Consider the following 26,431-nt stretch of genomic DNA (forward strand, 5'->3'; position numbering starts at 1 on the left):
GTCCTGTGGGGACAGATGCGGACGGTCAGAGGGTCAGGCGATGGAGGGGGCGACGTATTCGAGGGCGTAGCCGTTGTCGAGGCGGGTCACGCGTCCCACTCCGGGTGAGTCGAGGTGCGCGCCGGCGACGAAGTGTCCGGGCTGGGTCAGCCGCTCGAGGAGGGCGTTGCGGGCGGCGCGGGCCTGGGGCTCGTCGCCGTCGAACCCCCAGGAGACGTTGGGCTCGGTGAACTGCAGCGAGGGAACATGAACGGTGTCGCCCCAGATCAGCAGGCGCCCGGTGCTGCTGGTGGCCTCGTAGACGGTGTGGCCGTGCGTGTGGCCGGGAGTCGGAAGCGCCGTGACGTGCTTGTTGACGGCGACCTCGCCGGTGATGGGGACGACGCGCTCGCGGACGGGAGCGAGCCTTCCGGTGAAGACGGAGGCATCGCTCTCTCCGATCCACACCCGTTCAAGGGCGGGGAAGGACTCGGAGCCGTTCGGCGCGATGAGGCCGTTGACGTGGTCTCCGTGGTTGTGGGTGATCGCCACGTCCGTGATGGACGCGCGGTCGATTCCGGCTTCGTCCAGGGCGTCCAGGAGCGAGCCCGTGGTGGAGTCCAAGGCGTTGGAGGCGCCGGTGTCGACGAGAACGGAGCCGGTGGGGCCGGTGACGAGGAAGGCGTTGACCGACAGGCGCAGGCTGCCGTCGACAAGCGGGACGGCGCCGGGCAGTTCGTCGAGGGCGTCGCCCTTCTCGTCGCGCAGGAGGGTGGGCGACATGTCGACGTAGCCGTCACGCAGGGAGGTCACTTGAAGGTCACCGAACTCGAACGTCGTGTGCAGGCGGCCGCTGGAGACGGGGCGCAGGAGATTTCCGTTGTACAAGGGCGGGGACGAGGTGGGGGCTGGGGTGCGGGGTGGGGTGCGGGGTGGGGTGCGGGGTGGGCTGTGGGGTGGGCTGTGGGGTGGGCTGTGGGGTGGGCTGTGGTCGGGCAGCGTCACAGCGGCGACCGCCGCAGCGGCCGCGGCGGCGGCGGCGCCCGCCATGGCCAATAAGCCGCGTCGTGAGGGTCCGTTCATGCATCCTCCTTCTGTCGCCCGTTGCCCGTGGTCGCCGACATGGGGTGGGTTGGTTCATCGCCTGGTGAAGGTGCTCGGCGTCCTGCGACGCGGCGGGCGGCCAGGTGTCGGCGTACACGTGAACGTGGCTCTGGCGAGAATCTCGTAGGCGGAGATCATCTCGGTGACACGGTCGGCCGGTCCGCGATGCGGGCAGCCTGTGGTTGCACTCTGTTGAACTGTCGAGTCTTTTACCGCAGTTGGCTGATGTGCTGGTTGTCTCGGTTGATGTCTCTGATGCCGGTGTGGCGGTTCTCGCCCGTACGAGGTCCGGTGTTTCCACAGGATGTACGGTATGCGGCCGACTCAGCGAGTGGTGCCACAGCCGCTATATACGGCGCCTCGCCGACGTCTCTGTTGGGGGTCGGCCGGATGCGTATCGACTTGTCCGTACGCCGTCTGTACTGCGCGCTGAGGATCTTGAACGTCACGCTCTCGCGGTGCACCGTCCTGTCCTAGCTGATGCGGGTGCCACTCCCGCCGCTGGAGACACCTCGGGTGCTGGGGGTGGACGATCGCGGTCGTCATCATGGACGTACAAATGCCGGGAATGGACGGCTACGAGACCTGCGCACACATCACACGCCGACCCCGCACCCGCGACGTCCCGATCATCTTCCTGACCGCCATGGGCGCGGACTTCGAACACTCAGCCCGCGGATACGCCGCCGGCGCCGTCGACTACATCAGCAAGCCCTTCGACCCCTGGTCCCTGCGGGCCAAAGTCGCGGTGTTCACCTCCATCTACCTCGAACGACGCACCCTGTAGGACCCGGCAGCACCCGAATCGCCACCCTGCCGGCAGTGGTATGCCGAGCCTCCTGCAACTCATGCTCCAGGCGGTGAACTCGCTCACCGAACTCCTCGAGCCCGAGACGGGAGGCCCACCGCGTGTGCAGAGTCCGCCGCATGACCAACGACCTGATCTACGCCGGCCTCTGCCCGCTGTGCTCGCGACCGCTCCGCGCCGAGTACCGCCACAGCCGGCCCTCCGCCCCTCCGCCCAGCGGAACCAGCCCGCCCGCGTCTGGTTCACGGGGTACCGCTGCGAGGGCCGCGAGGCCACCCGGCCCCAGCAGTGGGCGGAGGTGATGCGCGCCCGCTACGAGACCTGACCTGGGCGTGCGAATGCTGCGCCACGGAACCCTTCACCGCCCACCTCGCCGCCGCTGGCGAGCCCGACCAGGCCGCCGCCACCGGCCTGTCCGCACTGCGACTCGCCGCGGGGGAATCGGGCGGGCGACTGGTCCGGTCACGACATCGGCTCCGGCAGACGCCCGGCTCGGGCCGGCCAACAGTCGGGGCCGATGTGTACTCAGGGGTTGATGTCCAGTCCTCCTCCGACGGCCGGCCCGAAGGAGCCGCATTCGGCGATGGATGCCTGGGCGCCCTCTCCTTCACGGACTGCCTGCCGTGTGGGTCCGAAGATGCGGTAGATCGTTCCGCCTGGTAACCGCAGCTGGCATACGCCCGGTAGGTGTACGGCTCGTCCCAGAAGTGGCAGAGAACTTGGTATCCGTCACTGAGTTGCCATTCGTGGCAGCTGGTACGGGCGGCCAATTTCGTTCCTCCTACCGGCCGGGGCGTTCCGGCGCAGTTCTCAGCACGTGGGGGGCGCACGGGCAGCGGCACATCGCGGCGTTCCTCCGGCCCCCGGCAGGCCGCCGCGGCAGCGCAGCGTTCTGCGCCCGCTGCGCAAATCCGGATGTGTCGGAGTGGGACGAGGACGACGAGGTGGTCTGAGCACGGCCCCCCCGTCGAAGGTGAGAATTCAGGCTCTCAGCGCGGGTCCCTGCGCATGCACCATGTGCGGGGGCCGTTGTCGGGGAGCTGGACATCGGCTGTGACCTCGAAGCCGAGGCGCTCGTAGAACCGCACGTTCGCCTCGCTGGAAGTCTCCAGGAACGCCGGATACCCAGCCCGCTCGGCCTCCTGGATGCCGGGAATCAGCACCGCACTGCCGAGGCCCTTCCCCTGGGCCTCGGGGGCGGTTCCCACGGTTTCCAGGAACCATCCGGGCTCCTTGGGCCGGTACGGAGCGACGGCCGCGTCTGCAGCCGCAGAAGCGGCGGCCCGGTCGCCGCTGAGTTCGCCGAGGATCGGCCCGAGCTCGGCGAAGACGGGCGAGGGATCCTGGCCGGGAATGGCCCACACAGCCACGGCGCGCCCTTCGTCGGCGACCCAGACTCGGCCGTACACCATGCCGATGCGGGTCAGGCACAGCTCCTGGGACCGCCGGATCCGCTCCTCGTGATCGTCCGCCGCGATCACGTGCCGCGTGTAGGGGTAGTCGGCGAAGGCGCGGGCGAGGGTATCGACCGCGGCAGGAATGTCGGCGTCGGTGATGGGACGCACGACAGGGGGCTTGGGGTTCTGTGCCATGTTCACCAAGCCACCCTGCCACCGGGTGAATCCCTCGCCAAAGCATTTTGACCAGGGATAGCCGCCGGGGACTTCTCGATCGAGGCGAGAGATGCCCGGAGGGTGACCGCGTCCAGGACGTCGGCGGCGTCCGTGGTGTAGCCGAGGGCGATGTGGGGGTAACGGCTCGGGCCGGGTTTGTACGCGGCTCCCGTGCGGCCCATCGCCGCGGTGACCATGTCCATGAGGGCGGTGAAGGGCGCGCCGGGCCATCCGCTGATCTCGACGGCGAGCGCGCCGGCCGAGGGCCGGTCGAAGGTCAGGGTGAAAGGGGTCATGGTCATTGCGGTGCTGCGGACATCACGGAGGAGCTCCTCGATGTCAGCGTCGTCGCGGCCCGCCCTCGCGCTGCGTGCCGCGAAGGGCGCCCTCGACCCGCGGGGCATTCTCAACCCCGGCGTGCTCGGCGACTGACCGCCGCCGGAGAGTGACCGAGCCGTGCGGGTGAGGTACTTCCGCCGACAACTGGCCGCCGCTGATCTGGACCAGGGAGAACGGCTAGCAGCTCGGAGCTGAGCGAGCCGCCCTGGACGCATCGGACGACGGCCGGCTGGGGTTGGGGTGAGCGGGCGCGCTGACACGGCTGCCCTCCTCAACCGCAGGGCCTCTCGCCGCGTCTGGCTTCCTGGAGTTTCACACCACGGCCCGTACCCCCCCGGCTCGGACGTACATTGATGCCTCCTCCCGCCCGGGCGGACCCCGGCGCCCCACCCGGCACGGCACGACAACGAGGAGCACGCGTGGCCACCACCACAGAGTCCGCCCCACCCGCCGAGCCCGCACCGCTGGACCGGCCCGCGAACGATGAGCCGACCGAAACCGCCACGCCCGCCTGGCGCATGCTCCTGGGCTACGTACGTCCGCACCGCTGGACGCTGCTCCTCGGGGCGGTGCTGTCGCTGGTCACCGGAGCCACCGGGCTCGCGCTGCCACTGGTGGCCAAGTTCCTCATCGACGCGCTCTCCGACGACCGTCCGATCGCCGGGGCCCTGCTGCTGATGTCGGCTCTGGTCGTCGCCAACGCGGGGATCGGCGCGCTCGGCGGGTACGTCCTGCAGCGCACCGCGGAGTCGGTCGTCCTCGGCGCGCGGCGCACCCTGTCGTCGTATCTGCTGCGACTTCGCATCGCGGCCGTGGACCGCAGTGAACCCGGCGATCTGATGGCCCGGGTCACCTCGGACACGACCCTGCTGCGCGAGGTCACCACCGACTCCCTGGTGGGTCTCGGCACCGGGGGGCTGACCCTCGTCGCGACGCTGGTGATGATGGGCGTGGTCGACCCGGTCCTGTTGGCGGTCACGCTCGGCGTCGTGGTGGTCGCGGGAACGGTGATCGGTGTCTTCGTGCCCCGTATCAACAAGGCCAGCAGGCAGGCACAGGACGCCGTCGGGGCGATGGGGGCATCGCTGGAACGCGTCCTCGGCGCACTGCGCACCGTCAAGGCGTCCGGCGCCGAGCACCGTGAGGAGCAGGCCGTGCACGCGGCGGCCGAGGAGTCCTGGCGGCAGAGCCTTCGAGCCGCCAAGTGGTCCGCGCTGGCCGGTAACACGGCCGGCCTTTCCCTGCAGATCGCGTTCATCACCGTGCTCGCGGTCGGCGGCGCCCGGGTCGCCACCGGCGCGATCGACGTGGGAACGCTGGTCGCCTTCCTGCTGTACGTCTTCTATCTGATGTCGCCGATCCAGCAGGTCGTCGGCGCCGTCACCCAGTACCAGGCCGGAGCCGGCGCCCTGGCCCGTATCCGCGAGGCTCTGCAGTTGCCGGCCGAGCCGCCCGCCGCGCCCGCGCCGCTGCCCTCACCCGGTGCCGAACCCGCCGCGCTGGCCTTCGAGGACGTCAGGTTCCGGTACTCGGACGATCTGCCGCATGTCCACCACGGCGTGACCTTCTCCGTACCGCAGCGAGGCATGACGGCCTTCGTCGGTCCGTCCGGTGCGGGCAAGACAACCGTCTTCTCGCTCATCGAGCGGTTCTACGACCCGGAGGCCGGACGGATCACCCTTGACGGCCGCGACCTGAACGCCTGGGAGATACCCCAGCTCCGTGCCGCGATCGGGTACGTCGAACAGGACGCGCCCGTCCTCTCCGGCACCCTGCGCGACAACCTGCTGCTCGGCAACCCCGGCGCCGGCGAGGACGACGTACTGAGGGTGCTGGGGACCACTCGGCTCGACGGTCTCGTCGAGCGGCTCCCCAAGGGCCTGGACACACTCGTGGGCCACCGCGGCACGAAGCTGTCCGGCGGCGAGCGTCAGCGCGTCGCAATCGCCCGCGCGCTGCTGCGCCGTCCCCGGCTGCTCCTGCTCGACGAGGCCACGAGCCAGCTCGACGCCGTCAACGAGGCCGCGCTGCGCGACACCGTGGCCGATGTGGCCCGCACCACGACCGTGATGGTGGTCGCCCACCGGCTGTCCACGGTCACCATGGCGGACCGCATCGTCGTCATGGACGCGGGCCGCGTCCGGGCCGTGGGCACGCACCGCGAACTCATCGCCGCCGACCCGCTGTACGCCGAGCTCGCCGCCACCCAATTCCTGGCCACGGCCGACAAGTGACCGCTACGAGCCGCCCGTCGCGGCTGGCCGGGCACCCCGGGGGCGGCGATGGCCTGCCCTGTGGCGTTCAGCTGCGGGGATGTTTCACTCGCTGGACAGTTTGAGGCCGCCGGGGAGGGTGTGGGTGGCTCTGTTCGCGAGGAGACGACAGCTTTTCTGCGGGGATTCGGGAGGCACCGGGGGCCATAGGCGCGGTCCTGATGTTCACGAGTTTCGGTAGCGGGCGGAGCCCGTTCCGCCTGGGGCGTGGACCGTGCCTGTTCGATTGCGAGGATCTTGGGTCACGAGGTTGAAGTTGCCGTTGCGGCAGCTTCTACCGTCGTGACCAGGGCCGGAGACACCGGCCCGGCGACACACACGTGCAGGAGTCGTGATGGACTGGCCGATCTCAGAGGTGGCCCGGATGTCGGGCGTGACCGCCCGTACACTGCGCCACTACGACGAGACAGGCCTGCTGCCGCCGGCCCGGATCGGGGCCAACGGTCACCGCCACTACGAGGAGCGCCAGCTGCTGCGCCTGCAACAGATCCTCGTGTTGCGAGCGCTGGGCGTCGGGCTGCCGGAGATCGGCCGGATCCTGTCAGATCAGGTCGACGAGGTGGATGCCCTGCGGGGCCACCACCAGCGCCTCCTCGCGGAACGGGACCGCCTCGACGCGCTGGCCGGCACGGTCTCCCGCACGATCGCCGAACTGGAGCAGTCCAGGAAGGACGGCAACCCCATGACCATCAACCGACCGGAGAACCTCTTCGAGGGCGTGACGCCTTCCCAGTACGAGGAGAACATGCGCGACTTCCCCGAACTCGCCGAAGAGGTCGCACGACGCGCCGGCGCGATGAGCCAGGCCGACGCCGACGCCGCGCACCGTGAGCGCACCGCGCAGATGATCCGGCTGGCCGAACTCATGGCTGCCGGCCACCCGGCCGACGCCGATCCGGTCCAGGCCGAAATCGACGCCCAGTACCGGGCACTGACCGAACTGCGCGCTGTCTCCGCCGAGGACTACCGGGCCATCGGGCGTTCCATCGTCGACAACGAGACGTGGCGCGCCGCATACGAGGCCATCGTTCCCGGCCTGGCCGCGTACCAGCGCGACGCCATCGAGGCCTACGCCACCACCCGGCTGAACTGAGACACGACGCAACCGCCATCGGGGGAAGAGCCGCGATGGCGGTTGCGTCACGTCACGGCGGGCCGGCGATGTTCGACCCCCAGTACCGGCTGCGGCCGCCTCCACACGGTGCCGCCCATTCTCGTGAACAGCGACTTCCCTCACGAAAGACCGCCTCCCCACGCACTGAACAATCGCTGTCGGAAGTCGTGATCAAAGCCAGCTGAACCTGCGCCCGCATGGCAATGCATGGCAGGGGAGGCGAAAATTGAATGTGACCGGAGGAGAGCGGCAGATCAGCGGACAAGACATCGCCCGGCAGACCCGGGACGCGGGGCTCCGTCCTCTACGGGGTCAAGGCCGAGCCGGCAAGGTGCGGAGCGCAGCAGCCGTCGGACTCATCGAAGAGTCGGGAAGTCGAGGGCGCGCGGGACACCGCAGCTTCCCGCAGGCGCAGGATCGGAACGCAGGTGATCGCTCATGTGTCGATGGCTCGCCTACTCGGGAACACCCTTGCTGCTCGACACCATCCTTTACAAGCCCGCCCACTCGCTGATCGATCAGAGCCTGCACTCCAAACTGGGTGCCGAGACGACGAATGGCGACGGCTTCGGTGTCGGGTGGTACCCGGAGGGCAGCGATGTCACCCCCGCGCTCATGCGGGATGTCGGCCCCGCCTGGAACAACCGCAACCTGCGGGAGCTTGCGGACCACGTCACCTCCCCGTTGTTCTTCGCCCATATCCGGGCGTCGACGGGTACGGCGGTGCAGCAGACGAACTGTCATCCGTTCCGGCACGGCCGCTGGTTGTGGATGCACAACGGCTCCATCGCCGGCTTCCACTCGATGCGGCGGGACCTCACCCTGCTCGTGGACCCCGCGCTGTACTCCGAAATCGAGGGGACGACGGACTCGGAGACGATGTTCTACCTGGCGCTCACCTTCGGCTTGGAAGAGGATCCGCCGGGCGCCGTCGCCAGGATGGTGGGTGTGGTGGAACGCGTCGGCCGCGAGCACGGCGTGGAGTTCCCGATGCAGATGACGGTCGCCGTCAGCGACGGGACGACGGTGTGGGCCTTCCGCTACTCCAGCCAGGGCTCCTCACGGTCGCTCTTCTACAGCACCCGCGTGGACTCGCTGCGCAAGCTGCATCCCGACGTACCCTTCCTCCAGGAAGTATCCGACGAGACCCGCCTGGTGGTGTCCGAGCCCCTCGGCGATCTGCCCGGCGCCTGGAACGAGGTACCCGAGAGCTGCTACGGAGTCGTACGCGCCGGGGCCGACGCGCTGTGCCCCTTTACCCCGGAACCGGCGTGACGCTTCGTCACGTTCCCCACGGGTTAGTGTCCACGGCCGCGCGGTAGCGGCCCGGCCCCAGCCAGAGCCTCCGACGGGCGTTCGTGCAGGTGTCGGGGTGCGGCCCCCGCCGCGGCCTGCCTCCGTAACCGGCGGGAGGCGCCGCGGTTACGCAGCTCCGACGCCTCGAAGTGTCCCGCCACACCCGACCCCAGTGGCCACATGCGGTGCGCGGCCCCCACCGTGCGGGCGGCCCCGCGCTCGCCCGCACTCGACGTCGTGAGGCCGGGCTCAACGTTGGCCCGCCACAGCGCCGACACCAGGGGCGCGGACGTCGCCGGGCACATAGAGAGCGGCGTTGATGCCAGAGGTGAATGCAGTGCCCTGCACAGGCCGGGCCAGCTGCGCATGGACGCCGAGGGCAGCGAGGATGCCCCCGATGCGCAGGCGGCCGCGGCCGCCAGGGCGCGTAGGCGCCCTCTCACTTCTTGTCGCCTTTCCGCGAAGAAGGCTCGGTCTCGTCGCCGGACTCGCACAAGGCCCGGCAGAAGCGGCATGGGGCGCCGTGAGGATCTGCCGGAGCAGAACAATCCGTCCGGTAGGTGCCCCAAAGCCCGGACCGGACTCCGGAGACGTACTCGTCGTGTTCGTGTGAGTGCTTCGTCATGACCGACCAACAGTCATTTCCGGCCAGTGAGAACGGCGAGTGCCGGGGCCGTGACTCCGCTGCGGCATTGCCGTTCACCAGCGCCGAACCCGTCACGGTTCGGTATCAGTGAATGTCGGCGACCGTACACATTCAGGTCGAGGGCATGGAGATCTGCTCCAGGGCGGGTGACGGCGGCGCGCGCCCTCCTTCGCACCCGCGGCCCTCGCGCCGTGGGATAGGTGCTGAGCTCCCGCTGGCGGCAACCACCAGCATGGCCGCTGGCCGTGCCTCGTTCGCGCTGCCCGGCCTGCCCGCCGCCTGAACGACCGGCGCCGGGCGGGCGGGGAAAGAGCCTGCCCGGGCCGCCGGGGCGGCCCCGATACTGGCCGTCATGATCAGTCAGCAGCCGCAGGACATCGATGAAGTTGGACTTCCCTGCATTGTTTTCCCCCACCACCACCGTGACGCCCGGCCGCAGCGCAACGTCGGTGTCCAAGAGCGACTTGAAGCCCTTGGCACGTACCCGCCCCAGATACACCCCGCCCCCTCAGAATCCAGGAAGATGATCCGGCCGTCGGGGTGCAGGCCGGGGCCGCCTTCCGCGCGGCGGGGGCGGCGCGATGTCGACGTGCTCCCGGTGGTGCGCGCCGGACGCGGCACGGGCTGCGTCGCAGTGGGAGCGGCGACGGAGTGGGTGGTCACGTCGTAGACCGTGAAGTGCCTCGATGACCCGCGGGTAGAAGGCGAGATGAGGTGATCTGTGACAACAAGCCTACCTTTGTCACACCTCACGTACTGTGGCTCATGTGGACATGTTCCAGCGACTGGGGGTCCGGCTGGCTCAGTACTCGATGTCGAGGTAGTCGATGTCGGTGAGTCTGACCTCGGAGAGTCCTGCGGCGCGGGATCCGTTGTCCTGGAAGTAGGCCTCCTTGAATCCCTCGGCCATGATCGCGCGCTTCTGCTGGTCGCTGAGGTCTTGGTCCTGGGCGTCGAAGAGGCGCTGGGCGTAGGTGGCGGGGAGGTTGATGGTGAGGCGGCGGAGGCGACCGTCGTCGGTGGTGCCGATGGGGGCGGTGTAGCCGAAGCGGGCGCGGGTGGAGACTTTGATGCCGGTGGTGGCGGCCTGCTTGCGCCGGCGGCGGCGGACGCCTGGCTGCCAGCGGGCTTTGACGGCGGTCTCGATCCGGGTGGCGATGTTCTTGGGCGGGTTCTTTCGGGCGCCGCGGCGGTAGCGGTTGATGGAGTCGGGGGTGACGCCGATCTCCGCGGCGACGGCCTTGGCGGTACCGAGCTGTCTGATCAGGTAGTTGATCCGGGCCTGGAGGGTCTTGGGGGGCTCTCTGGTGAAGTGCTCCTGGTCGGCGCGCTCCAGGGCGTCGTCGATCTCTCCGGTCATCTGGTTGAGCTCCCGTCGGAGGGCGGAGTGGGGGTGGGCACCGATGTCGGTGGGCGGTTTGGTGGGGGCTCAGGAAGAGCTGAGGCCGGGCGGGCGTGTGGTTATTCGCCTTCGTCCATGACGGCGTCGTGGCCGTCGCCCTTGATGTGGCGGGCGGGGTTGTAGCCCTGTTCCATCAGGTCGACCGCCCATGTCATCGGCTGCGCGCCTTCCAGTTTCGCCCGGCCCGGTGTGGAGCCGAGGCGGAAGGCGCCGGGGATCGGCTTGCCCGACTCGGCGTAGGGGAGGAAGTCGAGCGGGCTGGTGCTCGCGGCGGGGTAGACGACGCAGTCGGAGAGGACCGCGAGCGGGTACATGCCGGTGAACTTGGCCATGTTGGCGAGCTTGCGGTGCATGTTGACGCGGGTCTTGGAGATGATCGCGTTGCGGATCCAGGGGGCCCAGGTGGGGCGTTTCATGGCCGGCCACTCCTCGCCGTCCTTGTAGCCCGTGCCCTGCGGTCCCTCGAAGAGCTTGCCGATGCCGCCCTTCACCGTTGCCTTGATCGCGGTGAGGACGGCGGCCATCGCGGGGTCGACCTGCTTGTGGACCTCCATCGCCGCGAGGAACTGGGCGTCGGTGAGGTCGGGGGTGACGCCGAGGTCGGCCAGGGTCTCGGCGTAGGCGGTCTTGAGCCGGTCGTGCCAGGGGTCGAGGTAGGCGCCGGTCTCGCGGCGCAGGTACGCCTCCAGGACGTCGATGTTGTAGCCGAGTTCCTGGGCGTAGGCGACGGTGTGTGTCTGGTACCAGGCCGGGCCTGTGGGGCGCTGGCCGGTCGGTGTGAACGGGCTGGGCAGGCGGGGGTCGAGGTCGATGTGGGAGAGGTCGACGAGCCAGGAGCCGGTGACCTTGGGGTAGAACTTCGGGCGTACGAAGTGGTCGGGTTCGCAGAGGCCGACCATCAGGCGGGCGGTGGAGGCGAGGAAGGCTGTGTTGAGGTCGAGGCCGACCGCGTACGGTAGCGCTGCCTCGTCACCGGTGAGCAGGTCGATGTCGCGGATCCACTGGTAGGCCTCTTCGTTGACGAAGCCGCCCGTCCAGCCGGATTTGGCGACGACAGGGTGTTCGGGGCGGGCTTCCGGGGGTGCCGGCGGCAGTGGCTCGGTTCCTAGGCTTCCGGTGTGGTGGCCGCGGGTCCAGTTGCCGGTCTCCTCGTCGCGCACCGGGCGGGTCGGGGGGCGTAGTGCGGTCATCAGCTCCAGGCCGGAGACGGCTGTGGATCCGCGGGGGGTGATGACGCGCTGTGCGTAGATGCCCAGGACGCGGGCGATGTCGGCCGGGTGCATCTCCGCCTCGCTGACGCCGGGCCAGGAGCGGGAGTCCAGGGCGTCCCAGGGCAGGATCGCGAGCTGGACGCACTGGCGGTCGCGTCCCTGGGCTTTGCGGTAGATGCGGGGCCAGGGGCCGAAGCCGCGTTGGGTGAGCTGCCACTTGGCTTTCGTCACCTGTTTGACGACCGGGTGATCCTCGGGCAGGCGCAGGCTGCGGCGGTCCTCAAGGCGTTCGGGCAGGCCGAACTTGGCGGCCGCGGTCGTGGTCAGGACGATGAGGGGGTCGGAGTCCGTCCCGTAGCGGTGGAGCTTCGGTGCCCCGAGACCGGACTGCGTGAGGGTCCACTCGACCAGTTCCACGATCGTGGTCGCCGGACAGTCCAGTGCGATCCCGCCGATGCCGTACGCGGTCCCGTCGCCGTCCAGGACGGCGAGCGGTCCGCTTGGGAAGCGGGGGTCGAACGCGGGCGTGGCGGCCTTGTTCACCGTCGGCAGCCGCGATGGCGTGAAGCGTCTGGCCGGACGCCCGGACTCGATCGGACGCTCGGACTCGATCGGACGCTCGGGTGCGCTCGCCGCGGCGGGAGCCGGTAGCGGTGTGACAGGCTCCGCTTGCGAGGCAGGGGTGGTGGGTCTGGTGAACGCGGCCGGTGCCTGCGGCTGTGGTGCTGGGGCGGGAGCCGGCGCTGCGGTCGGTGTGCCGTGTGTGGGGTGCTTTGCCGCCCAGCCGCTCAGAATCCGCTGGTATGCCTCCAGGCGCGGCGAGCGCGGTTCGCTCCTGCCGTTCTCCCAGTTCTTGATCGTCTGCGTCGTGGTCTTCAGCGCGACCGCGAGTCGGGCCTGCGTGATACCGGCGGCCTCACGCAGACGGGCACGCTCAGCCGGGGACGGAAGCTGCGGCACCTCCGCCAGCAACTCGTCAGCGGCGGCGAGCAGTTCTTCCTCACTCAGGCCCATGCCACAGACACTAGCAGCATTTAACCCCTTCTTTAACCTGCATCTTTAACCCTATCGAATGATTCTCGTCGAGGGATGAGGGGACCAGCTCGCGCAATCGTGCATCGTGTACGCGCCACTGGGTGCGTTGCCGCGCGTCCTGGGCGAGTCACTCGCACCGAATGAGGCGGCCGCGTTGGTGGTGGCCCACCTGCCGCACGACTGCGGGCCGGCATTCGAAGGGCCGTGGCCCCCAGCGGAGAGCTCCACCGACTGAACCAGCCGCAGAACAGCAGCCGTGCCGGTCAAACTTCGCTGACACTGGTCACGCTTCGATGAGACGGGTCAGGCGCTCTTGTCCTCGGCATGGTCTTCAGCAGGTGCCAGGATGGCGCATCGTTTGCGGCTGATCTCGCCCGGACTCTCGGTCTCGTCTGCTTCGATCCGCAGGACGGGCACCTGATCGCCTGATCAACATCATTCGTCGCGGTTGAGTACGGCGAGGCGCGGCGATGCCGGCGGCACCGGTCAAACTTTCCCTCCCCTCCTTCCTGGAGAAAGCCCCGGTGACAACCGCACGGGGAGCGGGAGCAAACCTTTGACGCTGAGGGTGTACCGCGCGGCTGCGTCGGCAGGCGCGCGGTACACCCCGGGTGTTACAGGTCGGCGCTGGTCAGAGGGCGCAGGGTGGATCCGTCGCGGTGTTTCCTCACGTTGAGCTGGCTGGGGATGCGGCGGCTGAGTTCGGGGACGTGGCTGACGATCCCGACGGTGCGGTTGCCTGCCCGGAGCTGGTCGAGGACGTCCATGACGTCTTGGAGGTTCTGTTCGTCGAGGGTGCCGAAGCCTTCGTCGATGAAGAGGGTTCCCAGGGGGCGTCCGCTGGCTTCCTGTGTGACGACGTCGGCCAGGCCGAGGGCGAGCGCGAGTGAGGCGGTGAAGGTCTCGCCTCCGGACAGGGTGGAGGTCTCGCGTTCGGTGCCGGTCCAGGTGTCGAGGACTCGCAGGCCGAGCCCGCCTTTCAGGCGGCCGCGGCGGCCTGTTTCCTTTTCGTCGCTGTGGACGAGGAGGTAGCGCTCCGAGGTCATGTTCTGCAGGCGGGTGTTGGCGGCGGCGGCGATCTCCTCGAGTCGTGCGGCCAGGACGTAGGCCTCGAGTTCCATGCTGAGGGTGTTGGCGGCGGAGTTGGCCGAGGCGATGGAGGCCAGGCGGTCGGCGATGCGATGGCTCTGCTGGAGTGGTTCGAGGCCGGCGCGGCGGGTCTCGATGTCGGCGGCCAGCTCGGTCAGTGCCGTGACGCGCTCCTCGGCCCGGCGGGAGGCGCCCGCGGTGTCCTTGAGGCGGGCTTCGGCCTGCTGGAGGGCATGGGCTGCGGCTGTGGGGTCGGCGGTGGGCTGGAGGCTTGCCTCGACCAGGCCGGGGTCGGTGAGGATGCTGGTGACGATGGCGTCCTCCTTGCCCCATTGTTCGAGCTGGTCGGCCCACTGCTGGAGCAGGGCGGGGGTTCGCAATGCGGCGGCTGCGTCGTCGCGGGTGGTGAAGTCGGCGCTGTGGGCCGCCTGGTCCGCTGCGGTGAGCGCGTCGTGGTGGGCGGTTTCGGCGGCCGCGGTGGTCTGTGCGGTGGCGATCGCGTGGTCGAGGTGCTCGGCCGTGCGGGTGAGGTCGGCCAGGCGTGCGGGGAGGCTGGTGTGGCCGGCGCGGGCGTCGTCGAGGGTGCGGGCGAGGTCTGCCTGCTGCTGGGCCAGTGTCCGGCTGCGGGCCTGGCACTCGGTCAGCAGTTCTCTTGCTTCCTGGTGCAGTCGGGTGCGGGTGTCGTGTTCGGTGCGCAGGCGTGCGAGTTCGTCTTGTGCGGCAGGGAGGCCGGCGGCGGTGTCGCACGCTTCCTTATGGGCGGTGCGTGCGTTTTGCAGGGTGGTGGCGAGTTCGGCTGCGGGGGTGGTGCCGGCGGCGCCGATGGCCATGGCGTGCTGTTCGGCCAGCTCCGCGTGCTCGCGGTCGGCTTCTGTGAGGGCTTGTTCGGTCTGCTCGTGCAGGGTCCGGGCTTTGTTCTCGTCCTCTCGTGTGGGCTGGTCGGCCCGGGGGCGGGCGGGGGCCGGGTGTTCGGGGGAGCCGCAGACGGTGCAGGGCGTTCCGGGGCTGAGTTGGGCGGCGAGTTCTCCGGCCATGCCGTCGAGGCGGCGTTCTCGCAGGTCGAGCCATTCCTGCTTTGCCTGGAGTGCCTCTGTGGCGCGGGCCGTCCTTTCATCCGCGGCGGCTGTCAGGCGTGTGGCCAGGCTGTCGCGCAGGAGGGCGGCCTCGTGGCGGGTGGTGGCGTCGATGGCGGTCTGCTCGAGGTGGGCGATGCTGTCCGCGGCCCTGTTCATGGCGTCGACGGCGCTGGTGTGCCGGTTCTCTTCTGCGGGCCATGCGGCGAGCCACTTCTCGGCCTCGTCGAGGTCTGCGTGTGCCTGCTGTTCCTTGGTGGCGAGGTCTTCGAGCTGGATGCCGAGCTGGGTGTGGAGCTGTTCGTCGGGAATCAGGCCTTCGATTCGGCCTCGTTCGGCATGCTGGCGCTCAAGATGCGCGCCCAGGTGGCGCAGGTCTTCCCGCTGATGCTCCGGGGCGAGCAGGGTCCGGGCCTGGTGTTCGTCGGTGCGGGCTTTCTCCAATGCGGCAGCGGCGCGGTCCAGTCCGTCGAGCAGGGGCCGGACCGTCTGGGCGCTCCGGCCGCGGTCGAGTTCTTCCCGTCGGGGGGTATGGCCGGCGGCTTGGTCGTCGAGTGCGGTACGGCGGGTGTGGGCGTCGAGGTGCCTGGTCTGTCGTTCGGCGAGGTCGGTCGCCTTTTCGTGGTTGCGCTTGGCCTCGTCGTGTTCGTCGTCGCTGCGCGCGGCGTCGGCGTGCGCTGCGGCGTGGGCTTTGTGGGAGAGGGCGAGGAGCTGCTGGGTCCAGGTGAGGACCGCGGCGGGGTCGTCGAGGGCGGGGCGGGTGGGAGTCTCGCCGTCCTGCGGGTGGAGGGTGCGTGTCTCCTGGTCGATCCGTTCGGCCAGCTGCCGGATCTCGGTGAGGGCCTCGTCGAGTTTCTTGCGCGTGTCTTTGCTGCGGGTGGTCAGCCAGGTCTGCAGTTCCTGGAAGCGGCCGGTGCCGAAGAGGCGGCGCAGCAGGCCGGCTCGGTCCTTGGCGTCGGAGCGGAGGAACTTGGCGAAGTCGCCCTGGGGCAGGAGGACGACCTGGCAGAACTGTTCCTTGTTCAGGCCCAGGGTTGCTTCGATCTCTCTGGCCGCGTCCTGGTGGTTCGCGCAGACAGGGTCCCACTGGTCGTGGCCGTCGGTGCTTCTGGTGTGCTGGTGGAGCTGGACGGTGGCGTCGTCGGTGGCGAAGCCGCTCTTGGCGCGGGTGCTGGGGCGGTCCTGCTTGGGGGTCCGGGTGACCTTCAGGCGGCGGCCGGCGGAGCTGAAGTCGAGGGTGACGACGGTGCGGGTGCCTGTGGGGGCGTGGTCGCTGCGCAGGCGGTGGGTGGGGCGGAGCCCGGGGACGGTGCCGTAGAGGGCGAAGCAGACGGCGTCGAGGACGCTGGTCTTGCCGGCTCCGGTGTCGCCGCGCAGGAGGAACAGGCCGTTGCCGGCCAGGGCGTCGAAGTCGACGGTCTCGGTGCGGGCGAAGGGGCCGAAGGCCTGGACGGTGAGGTGGTGCAGGTGCATCAGTGTGCCTCTCGTACCGCGGCCTGGATACGGACGCTTTCCAGTCCTTCGCGCAGCAGGTCCTGCTCTTGGGAGGTGGCGGGGATGTTGGTCACGTGCTCGACGAAGCCGAGGGTGATGTCGTGGTCGCTGCGGCCGTTGACACGGGTGCCGTAGGACTCGTCGCTGGTGTGGTGCTCGGCGGTGAAGCTGAGCCTGAGGGTGTGGGGGAAGCGTTCCTTGAGGCGTTCCATGGCCATGTGCGGGCGGTCGGGGTCGGTGAGGGTGATGTGGAGCCAGGAACCTTCGTGCTGGGTGTGCTCGGGATCGGTGAGCAGGGCGTCCAGGGTTCCGGTGAGCCGGCCTAGGGCGCGGGGTACGGGGCAGAGAATTCGCTGTGCGCTCAGGCGGGCCTGTGCATCCAGGTCGATGAGCCACATCGCCTTGGGGTGGTCGGCCTCGGAGAAGGAGTAGGCCAGGGGCGATCCGCTGTAGCGGACGCGGTCGGCGATCTTCTGGCAGCGGTGCAGGTGGCCCAGGGCGACGTAGTCGACGCCGTCGAACACCGAGGCACTGACCGAGGGCACGCCGCCGGCGGTGATGTCGCGTTCGCTGTCACTGGGTTCGGCGCCGGTGACGAAGGCGTGGGCGAGGACGACCGACCGGCTCCCGGGGCGGGTGGCGAGGTCGGCGCGTACCTGGTCCATCGCCGCGCCGAGGACGGCCTGGTGGCTGGGCTTGTCCGCGTCGAAATGGGCCTGGACCAGGCCGGGTTCGAGGTAGGGAAGTCCGTAGAACGCCACCGGGCCGTGCTCGTCGTGCAGGACTGCCGGGCGGGCGCAGTCGTCCACTGCGGTGCGAAGGTGGATTCCGGCGCGTTCGATCAGGCGGGCGTTGACCCCGAGTCGGCGCGGGGAGTCGTGGTTGCCGCTGATCATCACCAGCGGCACGCGCATGTCGGCGAGTTCTTCCAGGACCTGGTCGAACAGGCCGATCGCATCGAGCGGCGGGATGGCCCGGTCGAACACGTCGCCCGCCACTGCCACGACGTCTACGTGATGTTCCCGGACGGTGTCCACAAGGAACCGCAGGAACTCGTGCTGCTCGTCGATGAGCGGCACACGGTGAAGTTGGCGGCCCAGGTGCCAGTCGGATGTGTGCAGAATCCTCATGCGCACACACCGTAACCACAAAGGCCAACACTGTAGGTGGATTTCATGATGAATGATCCTTTGGAGTGGCCTCCCGCCGGCGACTCACGGACGTCCGAACCGCCGCCGAGAAGAGAAGAGCAAGAAGGGAAGGGGTGACTCGGTCCGGCGCAGCCCGCGCGAGCGGTCCGGTCCCGCTGCCGACGTGGATCCGCTCCCCCGCAGGACCGGTGCCACGAACCCCCGCTTTCAGCCGGCGGTCCGGGTGTGTGCCGTCTCCCTGTGGGGCAGGGCCGGTGGTCTCTGGTGCGTGCGCGCGCAAGGGGCGCCGGGCCTCGTAGCAGAGCCGTTGGGGCGCACCGGCAACGCGACGGTCAGACGTACCGGATGCCGCGGTCAGGCGGGGCGGTGCGGGGCGTCGCCCTAGAGCGGCGGCAGGGTGTCAGGCGCGGGGCGGGAGGCGGTGCGAGGGCCGGGAACTGTGAGGGCCGGGTGGCCGAGCAGCAGGGTGAGCGTCCGTGTCGGGGGCGGGAAGCCACCGGTCAGGCTGGTGAGAAAGTCGGCCGCTTTGATCCGGCGGGTGGGCGCGGTCGTGGCGTCTTCCAGCACGCCGCTGGCAGCGAGCTCCCCCGCCACCTCTCCGATGCGTTCCTCCACATCACGCCAGGCGGCCGCGGCGTCAGCCTCAACCCGGCCGGCGGCCACCGTGACGACCCGGCTCAACAGGTGGCTGACGGGGGGAACGTCGCTGTCGGGGAACGTGTCAGTGGCCACGGCTCGGCGAGCCGCCTGATTCCTGGCCGCACGGAAGCGCAGAGCGGGCGAGCCGCGTGGCGGAATGAATGACCTGACGCACCGTCTGGTACCGCTCGGGCTGTCAGTCAGCATCCTGCAACCCGCGGGCTGCCGCCAGGCTGAAGGAGTGGCATGGATCACGACCCAAAGCGGCTGGACGCCAAGGTCGACGAAATCAAGAAGATCGTCAGCACCATCCGCGATGACGCCGTGTCGTACCTCCGTGGTACCCATGTCCCATGAGCCAGTTCCGCGACTTCAACCTCAAGCTGCTCGTCATCGAGGAGCTCATGTACGGCCCCGAGCCGCTCCTCCTCCCGGTCTACGACCTGCCCGCGCGGCTGGCCGAGCGGGGGATCGGCGACCCCGCGTCCTACGCCCTGGAGAACGGCCTCCACGCGGAGGTGCTGCCGCAGCCCCGGGCCCATTTCGAGGCCCTGGAGATCCCGGCCGAGCTGCTCGCCCGTGTCGAGGAGCTGTGCTTCGACGCCGGGGCGGACGTCTTCCGGCACTGCGCCCCCGCCTGGGACGGCGAGGACGACCTGTTCGACGTCCGCTCGCTCGACGACCTCGCCCTGCTGCCCAACCTGCGGGAGGTCACCTTCGTGGAGGACGGCGTCCTGGCGGTGCCGGACGCGGCGGAGGTCTTCGCCGCGCGGGGCATCGACACCGACTGAGCCCCGGCACCCGTTCGTCGCCCGCTTCCCCGGCGGGGCCCTCAGGTGCCGCGCCGGGGAAGGCCGCACACCGCCGTCACGCCTCCAGCGCTTACGGCTGCTTCGCCCCCGGAAGATCGAAGACCTGGCCACCCTCGCCTTCGTCGGTGCCAAGGCCAACGCGGCCCTGCTGGGCCCGCCCGGGGTCGGGGTCGGCAAGACCCACATCGCCGTCGTGCTCTCGGTTGCCGCCTGCCGGGCCGGCTTTTCGTCTACGGGGCCACCGTGCGGGCCACTGCTACTTCTCGCCGATTCCCAGGTTGACGAGCATGTCGAGGAGGTCGCCGCCGTAGCTGACGAGGTCGGCGACGCACGGCACGGCCTCCAGGTAGGGGTCGCATTTCTCCTGGCGAGAGGCATGAGCGTGCTGCCGTCTCGGTCATGCCGACTCGGTCATGCCGAGAATCTTCCGCGACCCGCGGCATCGGGATCTCGTCCCCCGTTACGTACGCGGCCGCGAGGGGATCGGTCGACGCGGCGATCGCCTCCAGCTCCCCGGCCGCCTTGAGCGCCACCAGCGGCTCGTCCCCACCAATCACGTCCAGGCGCTCATGCAGCCGCCCCAGCTGGCCGGCCGTATCCTCCGGGCAGCGGCACAGCTCGCGCGGCCCCCTCATGGGTGTGCCCTCCCAGTCCGCCCAGGGCTCCGGTGGTGTCGTATTCACCGACCGACTCGCCAGGGCCTTCTCCCAGTCGATGGATACCTCGCAGCCCCGCACCAACCGCACGAACACCTCCCTCGCATCCTGGCCACGGTCGGCCGACGCATCGTGCGGTCATACGCCCACCAGTCGAATGACTCGTGAACGTAGCCGCCACTGCCCAGGTCGAAGAAGGCCGGCCCCGGTTCACTGATGTGGCTGGGCAGTGCTGCGCCCGTCTCAGCGCGGCGGCTCTCTCGGGCAGGGGCGGGTCAGTCCGGAGTGATGCCAGTGAGGACAGCGAGAACGGCGAGACGGATGCGGTTGTCTCGGCCCGTCTTCGCCATCAGGCTCGCCACGTGCGTCTTCACCGTGGTGACCCCGAGGTGCAGCCGGTCGGCGATCTCCTTGTTGGACAGGCCCACGCCGAGCAGCCCGAGTACCTCCCGCTCGCGCGGGGTGACGGCCGGTACCGGGAGGTCCGTAGGGGTGTCGGAGGAGGGACGGGCGTGGAGAGCCTGGGTGACGAGGCGGTTAAGGACGTCCCGGCTGAAGGGGGCCTCTCCGTTGGCGGACCGGCGTACGGCGTCCAGGAGTTCGGTCGGTGGGGTGTCCTTGACGAGGAAACCGCAGGCTCCGGCCGCGAGCACCGGATACAGGTGGTCGTCGTCGTCGAACGTGGTGAGGGCGACGACCCGGGTGGCAGGGCGCGCCGCCAGGATGCGGCGGGTGGCCGTGATGCCGTCCATGCCGGGCATTCTCAGGTCCATGAGGACGACGTCGGGAGTGAGGCGTTCGGCCAGTCGTACCGCCTCCGCCCCGTTGTCCGCCTCGCCCTGGATCTCGATGTCCTGAGCCTGTTCGAAGAGCATGCGCAGTCCCATGCGGACGAGCTGCTGGTCGTCGACGACGAGGATGCGGATCACCGTTGGGGCTCCATGTCGGGTGCGGAGGTGGGGAGTTCGGCCGTGAGCCGCCAGCCCCGGGCCGCGGGGCCGGCATCCAGCCGGCCGCCGAGCAGGTCCACGCGTTCGCGCATGCCGATCAAGCCGTGTCCGGATGGGCCCGGGGCCGGGGGCCGGGTTCTTCCGGCCCCGTCGTCGTGGATCGTCACGTGTACGGCGTTATCGGCCACCCGCACGGCCAGCTCGGCGTGTGCGCCGGGCCCGCCGTGTTTGGCCGCGTTGGCCAAGCCCTCCTGGGCCAGGCGGAGGACCGCGAGGCCGCGTACCGCGTCGAGCCGTGCGACTCGGGGGTCCACGGAAGCGGTTACGGCCAGGCCGCTCTGGCGGCTGTGTTGCACCACCGACTCCAATGCCGCCGGCAGTGCCCCGGGTGAGACCAGGGAACCGGTGTCGGGACCGGTACGGTCCGGGGCGCGCAGTACGGCCACCAGGCGCCGCAGATCGGTCAGTGCCGCTCCGGCACTGGAGTGCAGGTCGTCGAGGACTTCGGTGATCCGCGGGTCGGTGGTGCTGGTGGCGGCGATGACATGCCGGGCGACACCGACGCGCAGCACCATGGAGGAGACGTGGTGGGCGACGAGGTCGTGCAACTCGCGCGCGATGGTGGTGCGCTCCGCTGCGCGGGCGGCCAGCAGCTGTTGTTCGGCGCGCAGTTCCTGCTGTTGTGCGTACTGACGGGCGTGCGCTGCGGCGTCGCGGGTCACGCGTACGTACGCGCCCAGGAGCAGTGGCAGGCCTGCGACGATGCCCATCTTGTAGAGCACCGGGAGGAGTTCGCCGGGCAGGTCCTCAAGACGGTTGACAGCGACGGCAAGTGCCAGTGCCGTCGTTCCGGCGGCCAGGCGGCGCCCGGACTGGCGAACCGCCAACTCGAAGAGGGTCACGGCGGCCAGCACTTTCAACGAGGAAACGGTGCTCGCGCCCAGCGCGTGTGCGACGACGAGCAGGCCCGACTGCGCCAGGAGCGCGCCGAACGCCCACTTGCCCGCGGCCAGGCACAGCACGAGCCCGGCTGCGGCAAGGACCCAGTCCTGTGCTCCGGACGGCCGCTGCAGCAGCAGGAGATTGCCAAGCAGTACGCCGGCGAGCGCAAGGACCCGTGTGACGGCGAATCTCCTGTCGAAGGCAAGCTCGATCCAAGATCGGTTCACGCTGCCCACGATAGGCGGGCGCCCGTGCTCCTGGGGTCCTGCCATGGGAGGAGGGCAACTCCTTCTAGCGGCCGCGAGGTCCGGCCCGAGGAGGGAGTCGTGTGCCCGGGGCGGGCTGCCAGTGTGCTCGTCATGGATGCGAATGCGAACACGGATATGAGTGCGGATGCGAACGCGACATCCGAGGGCACGGGGCGGCGGGCGCTGCTCGGTGGTGCGGCTGCCCTGGGCCTGGCGAGCGCGGCCTTCGGCACCACCGCCCATGCGGTCGGCGCCCAGTCCAGGTCCCGCGAAGCGGCCGGCCGCTTCGCGGGGAAGTCGGTGCTCATCACGGGTGCCACATCGGGCATCGGCAGGGCGGCGGCGAAGGCGTTCGCCGGGGAGGGTGCCCATGTCGGATTCTGTGGCAGGCGAGCCGACTTGGGGCGCCAGGTGGAACGGGAGATCCGGGACGCGGGCGGCGAAGCCACGTACATCCAGGCCGATGTCCGGATAGCCGCCCAGGTACAGACCTTCGTGGACCGGGTCGCGAGCCGTTACGGCGGCATCGACGTGGCCTTCAACAACGCCGGCATCGGCGGCGGCAAACTGCCCCATGAGATGAGCGTCGAGGAGTGGGATGACGTCCAGGCCACCAACGCCCGGGGCGTGTTCCTCGCGATCAAGTACGAGATCCCGCACATGCTCAGGGCGCAGCGCGGCGTCATCATCTGTACCTCGTCGTCAGCGGCGGAACAGGCGCGGCCGAACGGCGCCGCGTACACCGCGAGCAAGCGGGCGGTGCAGGGAATAGTGAAGTCCGCAGCGCTCGCGTACGGACCCAAGGGAATCAGGCTCAACGCCCTGCTGCCCGGCACCACCGACACCCCGTTCGTCCGCCCGCCGGGAATCCCGGACGCGGATTGGGCCAAGTACAAGCAGGCGTGGGGGCCGCTCAACGTCGACGGTCTCGAACGGATGGCCGATGCCGAGGAGATCGCGCGCGCGGTGCTCGGGCTCGCGTCCGACGACTTCCCCTACATGACGGGTGCGTCGGTCAGCGTGGACGGCGGAAGCACCACGGGCCGGAAAATGATCCAGCCGAGCGGTAACTGAGGTTGGACTCTTGCCCTTTGCGGTGGCCATCGGCGGTGAATGTCCGAACCAGAACGCTGATCCCCATGGGGGCACGCTACTGCTCGGCAGTTGTTGTCGCCAAAGCATTTACGGAGGTCAGAGCCATTCGTTGATGGCTGCGATCAGCACGGTCGCTTCGTATCGGACGGCGAGCTTGTCGTATCGAGTCGCCACGGCTCGGTGGCATTTGAGGCGGTTGATCCCGCATTCGACCGCGTGCCGCTGCTTGTAGTCGTTCTTGTCGAACTTCGGCGGCCGGCCGCCCTTGGAGCCGACACGGCGGCGGCACGGTTGAAGGCGGCACCGCCCCTGGCCGGCCTCTGTTCGAGTCCCGCCTGATGGAGGCCGACGACGCGGAACTCCGCGTCGAAGACCGGCGCGCCCGAAGAGCCGCCGGACGTGTTCGCGGAATGCAGGAGCCGCACAGGCGGATCTCCGAGGGGTCTGTCGACCGTCCCGACCGACCACAGCAGCGGGAGGACCCCGCCCCTGCCGTCGCCGGGATGAGGCCGCGAGCGGGGCCGGCGTCGGCGTCAGACGCGTGGGCGGTGCCTCGTCGTCGAGCTGATCCGTCATGTCCCCGAAAGTCACGTGGAGGCGGCTCGTCGAGCCGGCGCGCGGTGCGGCGCGCCCCGGACCCGTCGCGTCGACGAGGTCGGACACCAGGTGGGCGGCGGTCGCGACCAGGGTGGGGGTGACGAGGAGGCCGGTTCCATGCCGAGGGCCGGCGTCGATCCGGCACACGAGGTCGGAGGCGAGGAGGAGGCGCCGCGCGACCACGCGGGCATCGACGGGTGTGTGGGCAGGCGTGACGAAGGAGTGGAGTTCGGCGAGGCGCTCGAACACGTTCCCGCCGATGTCGACCGGCCCGTCGGTGATCAGGTCCGCCTTGGCCAGGGCGGCCTGGAACGCGGCGAGCTTCCCCCGGCCCATCGCGTTGGTGATCGCGCTCGGCACGTAGTCGGCAGGATCCTCGTAGTCGACGTTGCGGATCCCGAGTTGATCCAGGATGGCCCGGATGCGCGGGATGTCGCGCGTGATGGAGTTCGCCATGGCGAGGATCTCGGGGGACCAGGACTCCGTCACGGGGATCACCACCCAGGTATCGCGGCGGCCAGTTCGGACGTCGCGCCTTCGAGGCCGTGGGCCCAGTTCACACGGTCGGGTACCCCGGCGAAGTGCAGCCCGAGGACCTTCCGGCCCTCGGCCTCGAGGTCGACGACGAGCGACCCGGAGCTGCCACCGAGCGTGCTGGCGTCGTGGCTGATGATCCAGCGCCGTGCGTCCTTGTCCACCTCGCCCCGGCCCTCGGTGAGCAGTCCGGGCGTGAGTCGCTTCACGCCCTTGACCCCGGCGAACAGTTCGGCGAAGACGTCCGGCCTCGTCGAGGCCGCGCTGCCGGGGAAGCCGACGAGGTAGACGCCGCGTCCACGGGAGGCGAGCGCTCCGTGCGTTGCCGGGTCGTCGCCTCGGGCCACCTGGACCGGGGTGGGGAACGGCCGTCCTCTCACGCGGTCGAGCTCGAGTACCGCCAGGTCGAGGCCGTCGAAGTTGATCCTCGGAATGGTGGGGTGAGCGTGCTCGGGCGCCCCCGCACGCCCCACGCCCAGTACACGGCTGATCCGGAAGACGCGGTCCGACGGCCCACCGCCGATCTCCGCGCCGAAGTCGACCGCCACACCGGGCTTGAGCTCCCCGCCGAACTCCCCGTCGGTACGGGACGGATGCGTGGAGATGGCCTCCAGGACGTGGTAGTTCGTCACGACGACGCCGTCGTCGATCGCCCACGCCGTGCCCTGGTAGCCGAGGAGCGCGGCGGGGTCGTTCACCCGGCCGACCGCCCGGCAGACGGTGCGGAGCTCGGCCTGGATCCGCGACAGGGAAGCCGCCCAGTTCGCCGCCGCCGGTGCCGTGACGTCGAAGAAGTCGTCCTCGACGAAGAGCACCGGGCGAGTTCCGTCGCTGTGGACGACGGCCTCCAGCCTCGCGATGTCCCGCATGTCGAGCTGGGCATCGGCGCCGTGGTCGGCGACCTCCCGCAGCGCGTCTTCAGCGCCGTGCATGAGTAGATTCCGCGCCGTCGGATCGGCTCTCGTCCCGAGACGTTCCTCAAGCCGGCCGACCTCGTCGGACAGTTGCGTGATCAGGCGTTCGGGATCCGGCGGACTCGGCACGCCACCCCCGTCGGCGTGCTCGAGTCCTCCGCTCTGCGACTCGCCGAGGAGCCGCTCGTAGGTGCTGCCGGCGGACATGGCGTCCCCTGCTCGACTCGGTCCTCGACTCGGTCCTCGACTCGGTCCTCGATTCGGTCCTCTGCCGCTCGGCTCGGGTCAGTGGACGCCCGCGGCCTGGGCGGCGGCCAGCTCCTCGACCCGGCTGCGGTACGCCTCGGCCAGGTCGCCGCCGTCCGCACCGGGAAGCCCCTCCGGACCGGCCCCGAGCGACTGCAGGACCGCGTCGGCACGGGCCTGACGGTCCGCCAACCCGCCCATGGTGTGCGGGTACAGCAGATCGAGCCCGCGCTTGTCGCCGTCCGACAGGTTCTGCCCGTTGCCGGCCGGCGCGCAGCTGCTGGGGACGGACTTGTAGAAGAACGCCGGGAACCGGTACAGCATCACGGACTTCGTGTCGAAGGGCCCGGCGACGAGATCCGGGGCGTCCACGGTGCGCAGGTTGTGATCCACCTTGGCGCGCGGCCACTTGTTCGGCTCACCCGCGAGGAAGGTGTAGATGCCGGGACGCCGGCCTTGGGCGTCCGCCACGAAGACACCACTCGGGTCCTGCGTGGGGACGTACCCGACTTCGTCCTCCCAGCGGAACTCGCCCTCGCAGGTGCCGCGCATGTTCTGGTGGGAGTGGTGGAACCCCAGTGCGTGCAGGAACTCGTGCCGCACGGTGCCCTCCCACTGGGCGGGCCTGTTCGACACGAATCGCCCGAGGTTGAGGCTGCGCTGGCCGGGGTTGCCACCGACCTGGCCTCCTCCCGCACCGATGGCACCGTCCGTGCTGTCGGTGCCCACCAGGGAGAAGAAGCCAGGCAGGTCGAAGCTGACCCGGATCTCGGCGGCGAGGGCGGTATCGGACGTGGTCCATCGCCGGAACGTTCCGCCCCCGCCGTTCTGCCCGAAGTCGAGCGTCAGGTTGCAGGCGTCGGTGATCTGCTTCGTCGCTCCCGCGATGTCCGCGTGCAGCTGGTCGTTCCCGTCGAGGAACGCGACCCGCACCGTCTTGCCCAGTGGCCATCTCCCGATGTCGGTGACGAGGAACTCCAGGCCACCGGCGGCCGATGCGCGCCTCCAGCGGTCCCGCACTTCGATCTGGGCGACGACCTCATCGGGGAGGGATTCGAGAGGGAGAGATTCGAGTTCCATGACGCGTCCTTTCGCATCACATTCGAAACGGTCCCCCCAACCGGTACCGGTCTGGTGACGGGTGGGCTGCTCGGCTCGACGCGCGAGCGTG

General features: G+C 69.8%; 22 protein-coding genes and 2 pseudogenes. 10 read left to right on the forward strand and 14 right to left on the reverse strand.

The window, feature by feature from the left end:
- Positions 1-33: 33 nt before the first annotated feature.
- Positions 34-867, reverse strand: a complete 834-nt coding sequence (locus ACFWWU_RS28950; protein WP_384149313.1) for an MBL fold metallo-hydrolase — start codon at positions 865-867, stop codon at positions 34-36.
- A 751-nt stretch (positions 868-1,618) separates the two neighbouring features.
- Between ACFWWU_RS28950 and ACFWWU_RS28955 the strand changes: the two are divergent.
- A pseudogene (locus ACFWWU_RS28955) lies at positions 1,619-1,870 on the forward strand (two-component system response regulator); the annotation flags it as partial.
- A 178-nt stretch (positions 1,871-2,048) separates the two neighbouring features.
- Positions 2,049-2,216, forward strand: a complete 168-nt coding sequence (locus ACFWWU_RS28960) for a hypothetical protein (protein ID WP_384149315.1) — start codon at positions 2,049-2,051, stop codon at positions 2,214-2,216.
- A gap of 664 nt (positions 2,217-2,880) precedes the next feature.
- Here ACFWWU_RS28960 and ACFWWU_RS28965 read toward each other — a convergent pair.
- Together ACFWWU_RS28965 and ACFWWU_RS28970 are read right to left on the reverse strand one after the other, a co-directional pair.
- Complete coding sequence (locus tag ACFWWU_RS28965; RefSeq protein WP_384149317.1) at positions 2,881-3,483, reverse strand: GNAT family N-acetyltransferase; 603 nt, start codon at positions 3,481-3,483, stop codon at positions 2,881-2,883.
- A gap of 2 nt (positions 3,484-3,485) precedes the next feature.
- A complete protein-coding gene (locus ACFWWU_RS28970) occupies positions 3,486-3,800 on the reverse strand; it encodes a hypothetical protein (RefSeq protein ID WP_384149319.1) in 315 nt (104 codons plus the stop codon).
- A 40-nt stretch (positions 3,801-3,840) separates the two neighbouring features.
- Here ACFWWU_RS28970 and ACFWWU_RS28975 point away from each other — a divergent pair, with 40 nt between their 5' ends.
- From ACFWWU_RS28975 to ACFWWU_RS28990, 4 genes are all read left to right on the forward strand, one after another.
- Positions 3,841-3,936 (forward strand): FAD-linked oxidase C-terminal domain-containing protein, encoded by a 96-nt coding sequence (locus ACFWWU_RS28975; protein ID WP_384149321.1) that lies wholly within the window; start codon positions 3,841-3,843, stop codon positions 3,934-3,936.
- Between the two features lie 425 nt (positions 3,937-4,361).
- Positions 4,362-6,077, forward strand: coding sequence for an ABC transporter ATP-binding protein (locus tag ACFWWU_RS28980; RefSeq protein WP_384149494.1), 1,716 nt, complete (start codon positions 4,362-4,364; stop codon positions 6,075-6,077).
- A 373-nt stretch (positions 6,078-6,450) separates the two neighbouring features.
- On the forward strand, positions 6,451-7,209 hold the full coding sequence (locus ACFWWU_RS28985) for a MerR family transcriptional regulator (protein ID WP_384149323.1): 759 nt from the start codon (positions 6,451-6,453) through the stop codon (positions 7,207-7,209).
- Between the two features lie 459 nt (positions 7,210-7,668).
- Positions 7,669-8,505, forward strand: coding sequence for a class II glutamine amidotransferase (locus ACFWWU_RS28990; protein WP_384149325.1), 837 nt, complete (start codon positions 7,669-7,671; stop codon positions 8,503-8,505).
- A 659-nt stretch (positions 8,506-9,164) separates the two neighbouring features.
- On the opposite strand, the gene ACFWWU_RS28995 is transcribed toward ACFWWU_RS28990, so the two are convergent.
- The 3 genes from ACFWWU_RS28995 to tap all read right to left on the reverse strand — a co-directional run bounded on the left by ACFWWU_RS28995 (position 9,165) and on the right by tap (position 12,799).
- The gene (locus tag ACFWWU_RS28995; RefSeq protein WP_384149327.1) at positions 9,165-9,671 is read right to left on the reverse strand and encodes an AAA family ATPase; all 507 of its coding nucleotides are present in this window, start codon (positions 9,669-9,671) and stop codon (positions 9,165-9,167) included.
- Between the two features lie 303 nt (positions 9,672-9,974).
- Positions 9,975-10,532 carry a telomere-protecting terminal protein Tpg gene (gene tpg, locus ACFWWU_RS29000; protein WP_384149329.1) on the reverse strand — a complete coding sequence of 186 codons (558 nt, stop codon included), beginning with the start codon at positions 10,530-10,532 and terminating at the stop codon, positions 9,975-9,977.
- A gap of 101 nt (positions 10,533-10,633) precedes the next feature.
- Positions 10,634-12,799: a telomere-associated protein Tap gene (tap, locus tag ACFWWU_RS29005; RefSeq protein WP_384149331.1), complete on the reverse strand. Its 2,166-nt coding sequence runs from the start codon at positions 12,797-12,799 to the stop codon at positions 10,634-10,636.
- A gap of 106 nt (positions 12,800-12,905) precedes the next feature.
- Between tap and ACFWWU_RS29010 the strand changes: the two genes are divergently transcribed.
- On the forward strand, positions 12,906-13,055 hold the full coding sequence (locus tag ACFWWU_RS29010) for a DUF6193 family natural product biosynthesis protein (protein WP_384149333.1): 150 nt from the start codon (positions 12,906-12,908) through the stop codon (positions 13,053-13,055).
- A gap of 379 nt (positions 13,056-13,434) precedes the next feature.
- On the opposite strand, the gene ACFWWU_RS29015 is transcribed toward ACFWWU_RS29010, so the two are convergent.
- The 3 genes from ACFWWU_RS29015 to ACFWWU_RS29025 form a co-directional block, all read right to left on the reverse strand.
- Positions 13,435-16,455 carry an AAA family ATPase gene (locus ACFWWU_RS29015; RefSeq protein ID WP_384149335.1) on the reverse strand — a complete coding sequence of 1,007 codons (3,021 nt, stop codon included), beginning with the start codon at positions 16,453-16,455 and terminating at the stop codon, positions 13,435-13,437.
- Complete coding sequence (locus ACFWWU_RS29020) at positions 16,455-17,606, reverse strand: exonuclease SbcCD subunit D (RefSeq protein ID WP_384149337.1); 1,152 nt, start codon at positions 17,604-17,606, stop codon at positions 16,455-16,457. The genes ACFWWU_RS29015 and ACFWWU_RS29020 overlap by 1 nt, the downstream gene beginning before the upstream one ends.
- 402 nt (positions 17,607-18,008) lie before the next feature.
- Positions 18,009-18,359, reverse strand: a complete 351-nt coding sequence (locus tag ACFWWU_RS29025) for a hypothetical protein (protein ID WP_384149339.1) — start codon at positions 18,357-18,359, stop codon at positions 18,009-18,011.
- A 260-nt stretch (positions 18,360-18,619) separates the two neighbouring features.
- On the opposite strand from ACFWWU_RS29025, the gene ACFWWU_RS29030 reads away from it, so the two are divergent.
- Together ACFWWU_RS29030 and ACFWWU_RS29035 are read left to right on the forward strand one after the other, a co-directional pair.
- A complete protein-coding gene (locus ACFWWU_RS29030; protein WP_384149341.1) occupies positions 18,620-19,057 on the forward strand; it encodes a DUF6892 domain-containing protein in 438 nt (145 codons plus the stop codon).
- A gap of 100 nt (positions 19,058-19,157) precedes the next feature.
- A pseudogene (locus ACFWWU_RS29035) lies at positions 19,158-19,307 on the forward strand (ATP-binding protein); the annotation flags it as partial.
- A gap of 702 nt (positions 19,308-20,009) precedes the next feature.
- Here ACFWWU_RS29035 and ACFWWU_RS29040 read toward each other — a convergent pair.
- Together ACFWWU_RS29040 and ACFWWU_RS29045 are read right to left on the reverse strand one after the other, a co-directional pair.
- Positions 20,010-20,663, reverse strand: a complete 654-nt coding sequence (locus ACFWWU_RS29040; protein WP_384149343.1) for a response regulator — start codon at positions 20,661-20,663, stop codon at positions 20,010-20,012.
- Positions 20,660-21,853 (reverse strand): sensor histidine kinase, encoded by a 1,194-nt coding sequence (locus ACFWWU_RS29045; RefSeq protein ID WP_384149344.1) that lies wholly within the window; start codon positions 21,851-21,853, stop codon positions 20,660-20,662. Before ACFWWU_RS29045 ends, ACFWWU_RS29040 begins: the two co-directional genes overlap by 4 nt.
- Before the next feature lie 132 nt (positions 21,854-21,985).
- Between ACFWWU_RS29045 and ACFWWU_RS29050 the strand changes: the two genes are divergently transcribed.
- On the forward strand, positions 21,986-22,948 hold the full coding sequence (locus ACFWWU_RS29050) for an SDR family NAD(P)-dependent oxidoreductase (RefSeq protein ID WP_384149496.1): 963 nt from the start codon (positions 21,986-21,988) through the stop codon (positions 22,946-22,948).
- A gap of 117 nt (positions 22,949-23,065) precedes the next feature.
- Here ACFWWU_RS29050 and ACFWWU_RS29055 read toward each other — a convergent pair whose 3' ends face one another.
- The 3 genes from ACFWWU_RS29055 to ACFWWU_RS29065 all read right to left on the reverse strand — a co-directional run bounded on the left by ACFWWU_RS29055 (position 23,066) and on the right by ACFWWU_RS29065 (position 26,340).
- Positions 23,066-24,055 carry a hypothetical protein gene (locus ACFWWU_RS29055; RefSeq protein WP_384149346.1) on the reverse strand — a complete coding sequence of 330 codons (990 nt, stop codon included), beginning with the start codon at positions 24,053-24,055 and terminating at the stop codon, positions 23,066-23,068.
- Between the two features lie 5 nt (positions 24,056-24,060).
- On the reverse strand, positions 24,061-25,221 hold the full coding sequence (locus ACFWWU_RS29060; protein WP_384149348.1) for a trypsin-like serine peptidase: 1,161 nt from the start codon (positions 25,219-25,221) through the stop codon (positions 24,061-24,063).
- A gap of 78 nt (positions 25,222-25,299) precedes the next feature.
- A complete protein-coding gene (locus ACFWWU_RS29065; RefSeq protein WP_384149350.1) occupies positions 25,300-26,340 on the reverse strand; it encodes a hypothetical protein in 1,041 nt (346 codons plus the stop codon).
- Positions 26,341-26,431 lie beyond the last annotated feature (91 nt).

Origin of the sequence: Streptomyces sp. NPDC058650 (assembly GCF_042717315.1) — a bacterium.
In the GTDB taxonomy this organism is placed as follows: domain Bacteria; phylum Actinomycetota; class Actinomycetes; order Streptomycetales; family Streptomycetaceae; genus Streptomyces.

Bases quoted from the DNA above. Each gene is read 5' to 3' on its own strand.
- ACFWWU_RS28965 (WP_384149317.1), bottom strand. From the start codon at position 3,483: ATGGCACAGAACCCCAAGCCCCCTGTCGTGCGTCCCATCACCGACGCC.
- ACFWWU_RS28970 (WP_384149319.1), bottom strand. From the start codon at position 3,800: ATGACCCCTTTCACCCTGACCTTCGACCGGCCCTCGGCCGGCGCGCTC.
- ACFWWU_RS28975 (WP_384149321.1), top strand. From the start codon at position 3,841: ATGTCAGCGTCGTCGCGGCCCGCCCTCGCGCTGCGTGCCGCGAAGGGC.
- ACFWWU_RS28980 (WP_384149494.1), top strand. From the start codon at position 4,362: ATGCTCCTGGGCTACGTACGTCCGCACCGCTGGACGCTGCTCCTCGGG.
- ACFWWU_RS28985 (WP_384149323.1), top strand. From the start codon at position 6,451: ATGGACTGGCCGATCTCAGAGGTGGCCCGGATGTCGGGCGTGACCGCC.
- ACFWWU_RS28990 (WP_384149325.1), top strand. From the start codon at position 7,669: ATGTGTCGATGGCTCGCCTACTCGGGAACACCCTTGCTGCTCGACACC.
- tpg (WP_384149329.1), bottom strand. From the start codon at position 10,532: ATGACCGGAGAGATCGACGACGCCCTGGAGCGCGCCGACCAGGAGCAC.
- tap (WP_384149331.1), bottom strand. From the start codon at position 12,799: ATGGGCCTGAGTGAGGAAGAACTGCTCGCCGCCGCTGACGAGTTGCTG.
- ACFWWU_RS29015 (WP_384149335.1), bottom strand. From the start codon at position 16,455: ATGCACCTGCACCACCTCACCGTCCAGGCCTTCGGCCCCTTCGCCCGC.
- ACFWWU_RS29020 (WP_384149337.1), bottom strand. From the start codon at position 17,606: ATGAGGATTCTGCACACATCCGACTGGCACCTGGGCCGCCAACTTCAC.
- ACFWWU_RS29030 (WP_384149341.1), top strand. From the start codon at position 18,620: ATGAGCCAGTTCCGCGACTTCAACCTCAAGCTGCTCGTCATCGAGGAG.
- ACFWWU_RS29050 (WP_384149496.1), top strand. From the start codon at position 21,986: ATGGATGCGAATGCGAACACGGATATGAGTGCGGATGCGAACGCGACA.
- ACFWWU_RS29060 (WP_384149348.1), bottom strand. From the start codon at position 25,221: ATGTCCGCCGGCAGCACCTACGAGCGGCTCCTCGGCGAGTCGCAGAGC.
- ACFWWU_RS29065 (WP_384149350.1), bottom strand. From the start codon at position 26,340: ATGGAACTCGAATCTCTCCCTCTCGAATCCCTCCCCGATGAGGTCGTC.